The sequence below is a fragment of the Hydrogenophaga sp. UC242_53 genome (assembly GCF_042696965.1).
Taxonomy (GTDB): Bacteria; Pseudomonadota; Gammaproteobacteria; order Burkholderiales; family Burkholderiaceae_C; genus Hydrogenophaga.
Window position 1 is genome coordinate 4,523,689 of record NZ_CP170552.1, and the last position, 12,032, is coordinate 4,535,720.

General features: G+C 66.9%; 9 protein-coding genes and 1 pseudogene. 2 read left to right on the top strand and 8 right to left on the bottom strand.

Going from position 1 to position 12,032, the window contains the following annotated elements; all coding sequences use genetic code 11:
• Positions 1-3 precede the first annotated feature (3 nt).
• Genes ACFJI0_RS22755 through ACFJI0_RS22765 form a run of 3 tightly spaced genes read right to left on the bottom strand, consistent with a single transcriptional unit; the run spans position 4 to position 3,422 of the window.
• Positions 4-1,584, bottom strand: coding sequence for an ABC transporter substrate-binding protein (locus ACFJI0_RS22755; protein WP_382322421.1), 1,581 nt, complete (start codon positions 1,582-1,584; stop codon positions 4-6).
• 15 nt (positions 1,585-1,599) lie between these two features.
• The gene (locus tag ACFJI0_RS22760) at positions 1,600-2,610 is read right to left on the bottom strand and encodes a Bug family tripartite tricarboxylate transporter substrate binding protein (protein WP_382322422.1); all 1,011 of its coding nucleotides are present in this window, start codon (positions 2,608-2,610) and stop codon (positions 1,600-1,602) included.
• 53 nt (positions 2,611-2,663) lie between these two features.
• Complete coding sequence (locus ACFJI0_RS22765; RefSeq protein WP_382322423.1) at positions 2,664-3,422, bottom strand: VOC family protein; 759 nt, start codon at positions 3,420-3,422, stop codon at positions 2,664-2,666.
• A 2-nt stretch (positions 3,423-3,424) separates the two neighbouring features.
• On the opposite strand from ACFJI0_RS22765, the gene ACFJI0_RS22770 reads away from it, so the two are divergent.
• A complete protein-coding gene (locus tag ACFJI0_RS22770) occupies positions 3,425-4,465 on the top strand; it encodes a LysR family transcriptional regulator (protein WP_382322424.1) in 1,041 nt (346 codons plus the stop codon).
• On the opposite strand, the gene ACFJI0_RS22775 is transcribed toward ACFJI0_RS22770, so the two are convergent.
• From ACFJI0_RS22775 to ACFJI0_RS22795, 5 genes are all read right to left on the bottom strand, one after another.
• Positions 4,423-5,529, bottom strand: a complete 1,107-nt coding sequence (locus ACFJI0_RS22775) for an NADH:flavin oxidoreductase/NADH oxidase (protein ID WP_382322425.1) — start codon at positions 5,527-5,529, stop codon at positions 4,423-4,425. The genes ACFJI0_RS22770 and ACFJI0_RS22775 overlap by 43 nt on opposite strands.
• A gap of 22 nt (positions 5,530-5,551) precedes the next feature.
• Complete coding sequence (locus ACFJI0_RS22780; RefSeq protein ID WP_382322426.1) at positions 5,552-6,721, bottom strand: amidohydrolase family protein; 1,170 nt, start codon at positions 6,719-6,721, stop codon at positions 5,552-5,554.
• Between the two features lie 47 nt (positions 6,722-6,768).
• Entirely contained in the window at positions 6,769-7,755 is a 987-nt protein-coding gene (locus ACFJI0_RS22785; protein ID WP_382322427.1) for a Bug family tripartite tricarboxylate transporter substrate binding protein, read from the bottom strand.
• Positions 7,756-7,792: 37 nt separating this feature from the next.
• Entirely contained in the window at positions 7,793-9,442 is a 1,650-nt protein-coding gene (locus ACFJI0_RS22790) for an aldehyde dehydrogenase (protein ID WP_382322428.1), read from the bottom strand.
• A gap of 106 nt (positions 9,443-9,548) precedes the next feature.
• The gene (locus ACFJI0_RS22795; RefSeq protein WP_382325794.1) at positions 9,549-10,775 is read right to left on the bottom strand and encodes an MFS transporter; all 1,227 of its coding nucleotides are present in this window, start codon (positions 10,773-10,775) and stop codon (positions 9,549-9,551) included.
• Positions 10,776-10,872: 97 nt separating this feature from the next.
• Here ACFJI0_RS22795 and ACFJI0_RS22800 point away from each other — a divergent pair.
• Positions 10,873-11,803: pseudogene (locus ACFJI0_RS22800) on the top strand (LysR family transcriptional regulator).
• Positions 11,804-12,032: the final 229 nt, after the last annotated feature.

Here is a 12,032-nt window from a genome sequence, read left to right on the forward strand (position 1 = left end):
GGTTCAGACCGGCCTTGCGCGAGCGAAGCTCTCTTTGCTGCCGTCGGCGACATCGAAGACGCCGCTGACCATCCGCGCGTTGTAGGCCTCCGCGCCGCGGTAGGAAAACAGCGGCAGGATGGGCAGGTCGGCCCAGATCTTCTGCTGGATCTGCTCGTAGACCGCCTTTCGCTTCTCCGGGTCGACGGCCTGCTTTTCCTGCTCGAACAGCTTGTCGACTTCGGCATTGCGGTAGCCGCTGTTGTTGGTGAAGGGCCGCGCTGGCGTGAAGATGCTGGCCGAGTTGTACAGGCGCTCCACGCCAATGGCCGGATCGGGCCCGAGCAGGTAGCTGTCGATGATCAGATCGAATTCACCGTCCGTGTAGCCCTTCTGCATAAGCAGTGCGCGCTCCATCGGAACGATCTCGATCGAGATACCCACGGCCATCAGGTTCTGCCGGACGATGTCGGCCATGCGCACGGCACGCGTGTCCGAATTGGGAAAGAGCAGGCGCAGGCCGAAGCGCCGGCCATCGACCGCCTTGAACCCCGCTTCATCCAGCAGCCGCTTGGCGCGTTCGACGTCGAGTGGGTAGTCGGCGACGTTCCTGCTGGCCAGCTTGAGCACCCCCGGCACGGGGCCGATCACCGGATCGGCCAGCCCCGGCATGACCGTGTTGCGGATGAAGCTGCGATCAATGACGTGGGCCAGGGCGTGGCGCACCTGCACCTTGGACAGCTGGGACGAGCGCAGGTTGAAGGTGCAGAGGTAGGTCGGCGCCGCCTGACCGGTCGAGGCGATCTTGATGTGGGGCAGCCGGCTCACACGGCGCACCTCCGTCGTGGGCAGGGCGAACGTGTTCAGCATGTCGATCTCGCCGTTTTCGAGCGCCGCGACACGGGCCGCACCATCGGGCATGACACGCAGGACGAGCTCGTCAAATGCGGGTTGGCCCGGAATGTAGAAGTTCGGATTGCGGCGATACACCAGGCGGTCGCCCACCTTGTTGTCCACCAGCATGAAAGGACCGGTCCCAACGGGTTTTCGGTTGTGCGGGTTCTGCACCGGATCCTGGTTCGCCCACAGGTGTCTGGGCAGGATCGCGGCGATGGACACCGTGGAGGCGCTCAGCACGAAGGGATTGGGCCGATCGAACCGCAACACGACCGTGCGTGGGTCGACGACATCGACCACGCTGAGCGCCGCGAACGCATTGCGCCCCCACGGATGCAGCTTGCGGGTGATGTTCTCCAGCGAGAACTTCACGTCCTCCGCACTGAAGGGCGCCCCGTCGTGCCACTTGACGTTCTGGCGCAGGCGGAAGGTGTACGCCCTGTTGTCGGGACTGACCTCCCATGACTCGGCGAGATCGGGGTGCACGTCCCCTTTCGCATCCATCCAGGTGAGGGCGCTGTAGACCGGGCAACCGGCGGTGAAGCTGGAGATCACCGTGGTCAACGCGGGGTTGATGCTCGCAGGGTCTTCTTCGATGGCGCCGATGAGGCGCCGGGTTTTCTGCGCGAAGACTTCGTTCAGGCTGACGGTGGAAAGCGCAATGCCGGAACCGGTGCGCTTGAGGAAGAGGCGGCGATCAATCGTCATGGTGGTTCCTTGGGGTTATTCCTTCATGCCGGCGAATTGCACGATTCGCTGGTACTGCAGGGCATCTCGGGCCATCAGCTTGGGCATGTCTTCGTCGCCTCGCCCGACATCGACGCCAATGCGCTCGAGCTTCGATCGCACGTCGGGCTCCTGGAGCGACTGCATCAGCGCCGCATGCAGCTTGGCCACAACGTCGGGTGGCGTTGCGCGGGGCGCCATCAGCGCGTACCAGGCCACCAGGTCGTAGCCCTTGAGCGCCGGGTGTTCGGACAGCGCGGGCACATCGGGCAGGCTGGCGGTCCTGCGGGCGCTGGTCACGGCGATCGGCGTGATGCGCCCTGCGTCGATGAAAGGCCGCGCGGCACCCGGCCCCAGGAAGGCGAACTCGATGCTGCCGCCGGCGAGGTCGGCACCGATGTTGCTGGCGCCCTTGTAGGGAATGTGGAGGATGGAGATCCCTGCCTGCCGCTTGAGGAGTTCACCGGAGAAGTGCAGCATGGAGCCGACGCCCGAGGTGCCGTACGTGAACTTGCCCGGCTTGGCGCGGACCTCGGTCACGAACTGGCTCAACGAGGTCACGCCACTTTGCCGAGACGCCACCAGGACGAGCGGAATGGAACCCACGTACCCGATCGGAACGAAGTCGCGCTGCACGTCGTACTTCAGCGCGGGGTTGATGGCCTTGACCGCGACGAACTCGCTGCTGGAGCCGAAGACGAGGTTGTACCCATCGGCCGCAGCGCCCACCGCCTTCTGGACGCCGATGGCGCCGGCGGCACCTCCGATGTTCTCGATCACCGTGGTGGCACCCAGGCGCTGGCCCATGGCCTCGACCACCGCGCGGCCCACGGCGTCCACGCTACCGCCCGGTGGGTAGCCAATGACCACGCTGATGGGCTTCGCGGGATAGGGCGCCTGCGCCATGGCCAGCGGCGCGCAAAGGCCGAGTGCGACAGCGAGCAGGGTGGAGCGCCGCGCAACGCGCGAGATCGGTCGCGCTGGGCGGGGTGAAGCAAGGATGGACATGGGGTACTCCGTTGGATGCTGGGTCGTGGGCTGGTGGCAGGCAAAGTCCGCGTTCATTCGACGAGCACCGAAGGGCGCCGGATCTCGATCACCCCTTCGTCGCTGCGCACCCCCATGGCATACAGTCCGGGCGCGCCGCCGTTGTAGCGGACCTCGAACGGGAATCCGGACGGCGTGGCGACGTCGCCCAGCCAAGCGGCAAAGGCATGGTGGTCTTCGCCGATCTCGATCCATTCGAGACCGCGGCCCACCACGCGGCCCGAGCCAGGCACGACGGGGAGGCTGCCTGCGTGCACCCCGCTGCCCGGCTTGAAGTAGAGGTTGGGCTTGCCCATGGGCCAGGCCGTGGTCGCGCTGGGAGCTTGCAACGCAAAGCCGCGCGTGCCATCCATCATCTGGCGACCGGCGTTCTTGCCCGTGGTCGCCTGGTCGACCACCGTGCCATGGTGGGCCGCGAACGCTTCCAGCTCTTCCAGCGTGTCGCTGCGCAGGCACCAGCCGACGAAGCGGTCGCCTTCCCGGGTCTGGCGGTCCATGAAGGCGGCCAGTGGCTGCCCCTGCGCCAGGGGTCGCCGATCGATCAGGCTTTCGACTTCGATGTAGATGTCCGGGGCCAGGGGCACCACCCGGTGGCCGATGCCATAGAGCGGAAAGAAGCCCCCGTCGTAGTTGCCCAGGCCTGTCTCCTGGCTCAGGCGGAAGGTCGATTCGTAGACATTGGGGGCGGCCATACAGACGTGATCGAAATGAATCATTGCGGCGAAGAATTGCGTTGGTGGACGAGGTTGGGGCGCCACGAAAGCGCTTGACATGGATGAATTTTGACGATTTGATGACCACTGTAAAAGGACTTTTTTTCTCCAATTTACGGACCTTTCAAGTCTTATTTTTTCGAGCCCCGATCAAGACAGAAGACATGCAACACCTGGATTTCCGCACCCTCAGACAGTTCGTGGCTGTCGCTGAAAACGAAAGCATTTCCAAAGCCGCGATGCAGCTGCACATCTCGGCCTCGCCCTTGAGCCGCGCCATCCTCAAGCTGGAGACGCAGATCGGCTTTGCGCTGTTTGAACGTGTCGGCCGCGGACTGCGCCTGAACAACGCCGGCAGGGAGCTGCTCCTGAACGCCCGCCGGATTCTCATGAACAACGAGCAGCTCGTTCAGGACCTGCAGCGGCACGCCAGCGGCATGGGCGGGACGGTCGTCATCGGTCACATGCCGGGCGCGCTCTACAACGGCGTGATCCCCGCCATCGCACGCCGGGTGCAGCAGGCCCACCCCTCGCTGCGCTTTCAGTTCGAGAGTGCGCCAGAGGATGAGCAGCTGGACGCCTTGCGGCGCGGGCGGCTCGACTTCGCCGTGAGCACGCAGGAGGCCGCGGACCCGGAGTTCCGCACCGAGATCTACAGCGTGGAGAAGTACGTGCTTTTGCTGCCCCGCAACCACCCCCGCGCCGAGATGCCCCGGATCACGCTCAACGCACTCATGGAAGCCGAATGGGTGGTCACACCCGTGCGGCCTGGGCAATCGCTACGCGCGCGCTTCACGGCAGCGTGCAACCGCCTGGGTTTCGAGCCCCGCGTCGCCTGCGTGGCGGGCGACATGATCTCGGCCCTGGCCTTGGTGGCCGGCGGGTTCGGCCTGTGTGTCGCCCAGGAGAGCCTGACGCCGTTTGCGGGCAAGGACATCGTGGTTCGCCCGCTGCCCTTGCTGAAAATGGAAAGCCACTACCGCATCGTCTGGCGCCCCGAGGCGCTCGCGCCGGGGGCCAGCCGCTTCCTGGAAACCCTGCTGGGTGCCAAACCGAAGGGTCAGCGCGCTGGCGCGCGGCGCAGCCCTTTGGCGCGTTCGTAAGGGGGTGGGTAGTAGGTGGTCGCACCCAGCTCTTCTGCTGCGCGCCAGACCCAGCGCGGATCGGCCAGGAAAGCCCGCGCCAGCGCGACCACATCGGCGTGGCCGTTGGCAACGATCTCCTCGGCCTGCATGGGCTCGGTGATCCCACCGACCGTCCGGGTGACGATGCCGGTCTCCCTGCGGATGCGCGAGGCGAAGGGCACCTGGAACCCGGGGCTGAACGGAATGCGTGTGCCCGCGTCGACGCTGCCGCTGCTCACGCAGACGTAGTCGGCCCCCACCGCCTGGAGTTGGCGGCTGAAATCGACGGCGTGGTCCACATCCAGCCCGCCCTCTGTCCATTCGTTTGCGCTGATGCGCGCGCCGAAGGCGACCTGCGCCGGCAATGCGGCATGGACGCGCTCGGCCACCTGCAAGGGCCATCGCTGGCGGGCCGACGCGGTCCCCCCGAAGGCGTCGCCGCGCTGGTTGGAGAGGGGCGAGAGAAACTGGTGCATCAGGTAGCCGTGCGCGCAGTGCAACTCGACCACGTCGAAACCCAGCCGCACGGCGGCATGCGCCGCAGCCACATAGGATTGCGCGATCGCCTCCATGTCGCCGGTGCCCAGCGCGACAGGCACCGGGAATTCGCCGAAGGCCAGCGCGCAAGGGGCCACCGACTGCCAGGGCGGCCCCTCGGCGTCCCGCTCGCCCGCGCTCAGATGCGCGCCACCGCGCCATGGCACGCGGCTCGATGCCTTGCGCCCCGCGTGGCTCAACTGGATGCCAAAGCGCGTGCCTGGCGCGGCCATCGACCGCGCGACCCGCAGCACCCGCTCCAGCGCGGCTTCGGTCTGAGGCGAATACAGACCCAGGCAGCCGTGCGTGATGCGCCCGCGCGGCTCCACCGCCGTGGCCTCCAGCATGACAAGGCCCGCGCCCGACATCGCCAGCTGGGCCAGGTGCTGCAGGTGCCAGTCGGTGGCCTGCCCCTCCTGGGCGACGTACTGGCACATGGGGGATACCGCGATGCGGTTGGGCAGTTGGACGGCGCCCACATGGACGGGGCTGAAGAGTGCGCTCATGGTGAAAAGGCCTTTGCTTGCTTCAATGCGTGGTGACGGCCTGGGGTTGGAGGCCGAAGACCCGCTCCGCGTTGCCGCCCAGAATCAGCGCACGCTCCGACTCGCGCAGCCCGGCCACGCTTTCGATCAGGCGCACCGGCGCCTCCTCGCCCATGTCGTACGGATAGTCCGAACCCATGAGCACCTGGCTGGCACCGTAACGCGCGATCAGGTTGGACAGCAGGGTGGGGTCGAAGACCACGGTGTCGAGGTACATCTTTTCCAGGTACCGGGTGGGTGCTTCGGCGATCACCGTGCGGCAGTCGGCACGCGCCTTCCACGCGTGGTCCATGCGCGCCCAGTACGAGGCCAAGTAGCCGCCACCGTGGGCCAGCAGGAACTTGATCTTCGGGTAGCGCGCGGCCACCCCGTCGAAGATCAGGCGGCTCGCGGCCACGGTCGTTTCCAGCGGGTTGCCGATGACGTTGTTGAGGTAGTGGTCCACCAGGCGGCCGCCTTCGGTGAACCCCACCGGATGCAGGAAGAGCACCGCCTCCCGCTCGTTGGCGAGCGCGAAGAAGCGCTCCAGCCCCAGCCGGGGGTCGGTCAGGTCCATGCCGTTCACGCTGGTGCCGATCTCTGCGCCACGCAAGCCCAGGTGGGCCATGGCGTGCTCCAGCTCGCGCACGGCGAGATCGGCGTCCTGTAGCGGCACCGTGCCCAGCGCGGCGAAGCGGCCCGGGTGCCCATCCACCAGCGCGCGCATGCCTTCGTTGATTTCGCGGGCCAATGCCGCGCCCACGGCGGGCGGGGTGAAGTAGTAGTACTGGAAAGGCGCGGGACTCACGACCTGCAGGTCCACGCCCATCCGGTCCATGTCCTGAAGGCGGCGGGCGACGTCCGTCAATGCCACCGAGCGTTCCTGCATCTGGCGCTGGTTGGTCTCGCGCGTGAGCGCATTGGCGAACACAGTGCTGGGGTCGTAACGGGCGGGCTCGAGGTGCGCGACCTTGGCCGCCACCGCCGGCTGCAGGTAGTGGCAGTGCACATCGATCCGCCGCGCCACCTTGCGCGGGGTCGCGATGCCTCGGCCGGCGCCGCCGCCATCTTCCAGCGGCGGGGCAGGCGTCGCGCCGGACGCATCGGTGAAGGACGGGGACGCGGTGTGCCGATGCCGTGGATCGCGGCAACCGGGTGCGCAGGTGTAGAGCATGGGGGGTTCCTTTTCAGATCGTTGTTGGAGGGCGGGCACCCACCGGGTCATTCGAGCTTGAGCCCGGTCTCGCTCACGATGCGGGCCCAGGTCTTGCTGTCATGGGTTATCAGGTCGCGCATCTCGCCGGGTGTCGCCAGCTTGGGCAGGAAGCCGTTGGTCATCAGGCGCTCCTGGAAGCTGGGCAGCTGGACGACCTTGGTCAAGGCCTCCGACAGCCGACGGACCACCGCCTCTGGCGCCTTGCTGGACGCGAACAGTCCGATCCAGCTGGTGCACTCGTAGCCCGGCAACAGCTCCGGCAGGAGCGGCACCGTCGACGGAAAGACGGACGCCCGGTAGCTCGTGCTCGCGCCCAGTGGAATCAGCTTCCCGGTCTTGATGAAGGGAGCCGCCGTGGCGTACGGCTCCCAGGACGAATCCACCTGGCCGCTGACGACGTTGACGATGCTCCCCGTCGTGAACGGCACATGCAACAACTTCACCTTGGTCTTGTCGACCAGCATCTCCCCGCACATGTGGGGCCCGCTGCCAATGCCGAGCGAGCCATAGGACACTTTGCCCGGCTGCGCCTTGGCTTGCGCCAGGTACTGCTCAAGCGTCTTGAACGCAGCGGTCGGCGCGGCCACTAGCACATAGCCCCCCACGCCCACCAGGCCGACCGGCGTGAAGTCGCGCTGAGGCTGGTAGCTCATGTTCTTGTAGAGGTGCGGGTTGATCACCACGGTGTTGTGCGTGGTCAGCATGAACGTCGTCGCCGGTGCGGTGGTGCGCGCCAGTTCCGCGCCTCCGATCATGCCGGCAGCGCCGGGCTTGTTCTCGACCACGATGGTCTGCTGGAGCAGGGGCCGGATTTCCTGAACGATGTCGCGCGCGATCACGTCCAGCGGGGTTCCTGGGCCAAAAGGCACCAGGATGCGCATGGTTTCCTTGCTCGGGTCTGCCTGCGCGGCCGCGCTGGTGGCGATGACGATCGCGCCCAGGCCGGCGAGCATGGGCGGGATGGACTTGGCAAGGCTTGCTATGAATTTCATGGTTGTCTCCTCGGTGTGGGGTGGCAAGGGGCCTGGCTCAGTTCAGGCGCGCATGGGTTTGCGACACGTCAAACCAGTCGAAGGGCGCGTTGCTCGTGTTGACCATGACGGCCTTGGTGTCGAAGTAGCCGTCGAACGCTTCCTGCCCGAACTCCCGGCCGATGCCGGAGAGCTTCACCCCGCCCCAGGGCGATGCCGCGTCGACTCGGTGGTGGTCGTTGACCCACACGATGCCTGCCTCGAGCGCGTTCGCCACGCGATGCGCGCGGGCCACATCATTGGTTCTCACGGCGGCAGCCAAGCCGTACTCCGAACCGTTGGCGATGGCGATGGCTTCTTCCTCGGTGTCGAAGGGGAGCACCACGGTGAAGGGTCCGAACACCTCCTCGCGCGCCACGCGCATCTCGGGTCGGACATCGGCCAGGACCGTGGGTCTCACGTAGAAGCCCGAAGAATCGCTCAACGCCGGGGGCACGACACCACCAGCGGCCAGCCGCGCGCCCTCGGCCACGCCGATGCGCACGTAATCGAGGATGCGTTCTCGCTGACGCTGCGAGACGACGGGGCCCATCTGCGTGCGCGGGTCGAACGGGTCGCCCACCACCAGGCCGTCCGCCTTGCGCGCCAGCTTCTCCACGAACTCGTCATAGACGCGGCGGTGCACGATGTGCCGCGCCGCGCAGACGCAGGTCTGCCCTGCGCCGACGAAGGCCCCAAACGCCGCGTAGTTCACCGCCTGGTCCACGCTGTAATCGTCAAACACGATCACCGGCGTCTTGCCACCCAGCTCCAGCGTCTGGCGGACAAAGTTGCGGGCCGCCGCGGCGCCCGCGCTGCGGCCTGCTTCGGTGCCCCCGGTCAGCACCAGCTTGTTGATTCCGGGGTGTTCGGAAAGCGCTTTGCCTGCGGCAGCGCCCACACCCGTCACCACGTTGAACACGCCCGGCGGCAAGCCTGCCTCGGTGAAGATCTCCGCCAGGCGCAAGGTGGTCAGCGGCGTGAGCTCAGAAGGCTTGACCACCGTCGTGCATCCGGAGGCGAAGGTAGGCGCCAGGTTGCGCGAGGCGATCAGCAACGGGTGGTTGAAGGGCGCGATGTTCGCCACCACACCCACCGGGCCCCGGTTGGTAAAGGCGTGGTAGTGGCCTTCCACCGGTATGACCGAGTCGCGCCGCGCGATCGCCAGGGCCGCGTTGTACCGGAACAGGTCCGGCACCCGGGCGAGCTGGGCCCTGGTCTCGCGCAGCGGGCGCCCGTTGTTGAGCGTCTCCAGCTGGTACAGCTCCTCCATGTGCGCCTCCATGGCATCGGCCAGGCGGTTGACCAGCCGGGCGCGCGCACGGATCGACAGGCCCGCCCACTCGGGCGAGCGGAACGCACGCCGGGCGCTTGCGATGGCGTCGGCGACATCCTGCGCATCGGCATCCGCCACCTGCGCGATCACGCCCCCGTGACCCGGGGCGATGACAGGCATCTCGGCCGCGGAGCGCGCTGGCCGGGAAGCCCCGTCAATGAACAAACCATGGCGCTTTTGAAGCCACGCCGAAAGAGAAGGGGAAGTGGGAGAGGACATGTGGAACTCCTGGGTCGTCGTTGGCACCGGGCACTGCAAGTGCAGCCTGCACCGGCCTTTATTAATTATCGAATGATAACTATAGAATCGAGTTTGCCACCCGTCGCGCAGCACGGCGACTGGTAAATACCCTGATCCAATCAGGCGTTAGAGGCAAAGTAAGGCCCAGAGGCGCCGGCAGCAGGCGGCACCCCAAGGCACTTTGATTATCTTTTGATAATCAAATAGGATGGCGAACAGGCGCCATGGCGCTTCGGAAAGGCAGGCCGTGAACCCCGAACGCCGCCAGTGCGCTGGCCCCCGCCACCGCGATCACGCCCATCCAGCCCCAGTGCGCCAGGGCCCAGGTGCCCAGCGCCGAACCCAGCGCCATGCCCAGAAAGATGCCCGTGAACAGCAAGGCGTTGAGACGGCTGCGCGCATCGGCATCCAGCCCATAGACCAGGGTCTGGTGCGCCACCAAGGCGGCCTGCACCCCGAAGTCGAATCCGATGGCCGCAGCCGCCAGCAGCGCGAGATGCCACGCACTGGGCAGCGCCCACCCTGCCGCCATGGCGGCAAAGCTCGCGCCAGCCACCACGGTGCCCATGCGGGCCACTCCGGTGGCGCCCCACTTGTCGGCGAGTCGGCCCGCCAGTGGCGCGGCCAGTGCGCCGGCCGCGCCTGCCAGGCCAAAGGCGCCAGCGGCCGCGCTGCCCAAGCCGAAGTCGGCGTGAAGCATCAAGGCAAGCGTCGACCAGAAGGCACTGAAGCCGACGGACAGCAAGGCCTGTGACGCGGTGGCCCTGCGCAATCCGGCATGGCGGCGCCAGAGGGCGACCATCGACGCCAGCAAGGCGCCATACCGCAGCGAGCTGCCAGGCGCAAAGTGGGGCAGGCGCCACCACGAGATCGCACCAATCAGCGCCACGCTGCCCGCGGCAAAGACGTACACGGCGCGCCAGCCCAGGCCCTGGCCGATCAGCCCGCTGACCGTGCGAGAAAGCAGGATGCCCAGCAGAAGCCCGGTCATGACGGTGCCCACGATGCGGCCCCGGTGCGCAGGCGGCGCGACCGTGGCGGCCGCCGGCACGAAGTCCTGCGCCAAGGTGGCGAACAGCCCGACCAAAAAGCTCGCCACCAGCAGCGCGTGCATTCCCGGGGCCAGTCCGCTGGCGGCCAGCGCCAGCGTCAATGCAACCGCCTTGGCAAGAATCACGCGGCGGCGGCTGTAGCGGTCTGCCAGGGGCGCCAGCAGAAGGATGCCCAGCGCGTAGCCCAGCTGCGTCAACATCGGCAGCAGGCCGACGGTGGTCGGCGCGACGCCGAGGTCCGCCGCCATGGCGCCGAGGATGGGCTGGCCGTAGTAGATCGACGCCACGGAGAACCCGGCGCCCGCGGCCAGCAGGCCGATCAGGGAGCGAGGTGGGCTGAGTGGCTCGTCATGCGAATTTCGGATGGTAGACATAAGTGAAAACCCTTTGTTTTGTGCGTTGCCGGATTCTGTTCCTGCGAAATCCGGCTGGGTAGAGGGCACCCGTGCACATCGGCTATACACTTCGCGAATGACCGAGCCCACCCTGCAGGCCGACCGTCTCGACCTCATGCAGACCTTCATCCGCATCGTCGAAGCGGGCAGCCTGTCGGCCGCGGCGGTGCAATTGGGGACCACCCAGCCCACCGTGAGCCGCCGCCTGAAGTCGCTGGAGCAATCCATGGGCATCCGGCTGTTGCAGCGGTCCACCCACTCGATGAAGCTCACGGTAGACGGGGAGCGCTTCCTGGAGATGGCCCGCGAACTGGTGGCGGGATGGTTCGCCATGCAGGCCGAACTCACGCAAGGCCGGGACACACCGCGAGGAAGGCTGCGCGTTGTCGCGCCCCACGCGCTGGGGCAAGACCAGCTCATGAAGCCGCTGGCCGACTACCTGCGTCGCTATCCGGAGGTTTCGGTCGAGTGGCGCCTCAACGACCGCCTGCCCGACTTCGCCGCCGAAGACGTGGACTGCGCGATTCGCGTCGGCACGGTGAACGACCCATCCGTGGTCGCCCTGCTGATCGCCGAGGTGCCGCGGATCGTGGTGGCCGCGCCCGGCCTCGTCACGGCCCGGCGACCGCTGGATCCTGATGAGCTGGTGTCATTGCCCTGGCTGGCGCTGAGCACCTTCTACCAGCGCGAGGTGCTCCTGCGCCACGAAGCCGATGGCCAGGAGAAGGCCTTTGCCATCGCGCCTCGACTGCGCAACCGACAGCCTCTACGCCCTGCGCCGCGCGGCCCTGGAAGGCCTGGGTGCGGCGATCGTGTCGGCGTGGCTCGTAACGGACGACCTTTCGAACGGCCGCCTCGTTCATCTGGCCCCGGCATGGCGTGCCGCCCCCCTGCCCATGTACCTGATCTACCCGGCATCACGGCTGCAGCCGCGCCGGCTTCGCACATTCATCGACATCGTGCGCGAGGCGATGCCCCGAGACGAGACCGGGCCTCAACGTTTGTAGCGCTTTGCAGCCTGCTTAAGGCCGAGCGCCCGCATTGCTCTAGCTAAGCAAGTTTTTCTCGCGCCGGAGAAAGTCCGACTATTTGCCAGCTTAAGGAGGAGAAAGTCCAGGTGTTTTTGTTTTCGAGGCAGACTGCCGGAAGAAAATAACTGGACCGGCGTTGACTTCACTGGACCCAGTGTCCCGTCATTTCCACTTCCTCTCACCTGACGCGTAGGCCGCCAAAGTA

What these genes read in the sequence shown, in the direction of transcription:
- ACFJI0_RS22755 (WP_382322421.1), bottom strand. Translation starts at nt 1,584, where the DNA reads ATGACGATTGATCGCCGCCTCTTCCTCAAGCGCACCGGTTCCGGCATT.
- ACFJI0_RS22760 (WP_382322422.1), bottom strand. Translation starts at nt 2,610, where the DNA reads ATGTCCATCCTTGCTTCACCCCGCCCAGCGCGACCGATCTCGCGCGTT.
- ACFJI0_RS22765 (WP_382322423.1), bottom strand. Translation starts at nt 3,422, where the DNA reads ATGTCAAGCGCTTTCGTGGCGCCCCAACCTCGTCCACCAACGCAATTC.
- ACFJI0_RS22770 (WP_382322424.1), top strand. Translation starts at nt 3,425, where the DNA reads ATGAATTTTGACGATTTGATGACCACTGTAAAAGGACTTTTTTTCTCC.
- ACFJI0_RS22775 (WP_382322425.1), bottom strand. Translation starts at nt 5,529, where the DNA reads ATGAGCGCACTCTTCAGCCCCGTCCATGTGGGCGCCGTCCAACTGCCC.
- ACFJI0_RS22780 (WP_382322426.1), bottom strand. Translation starts at nt 6,721, where the DNA reads ATGCTCTACACCTGCGCACCCGGTTGCCGCGATCCACGGCATCGGCAC.
- ACFJI0_RS22785 (WP_382322427.1), bottom strand. Translation starts at nt 7,755, where the DNA reads ATGAAATTCATAGCAAGCCTTGCCAAGTCCATCCCGCCCATGCTCGCC.
- ACFJI0_RS22795 (WP_382325794.1), bottom strand. Translation starts at nt 10,775, where the DNA reads ATGTCTACCATCCGAAATTCGCATGACGAGCCACTCAGCCCACCTCGC.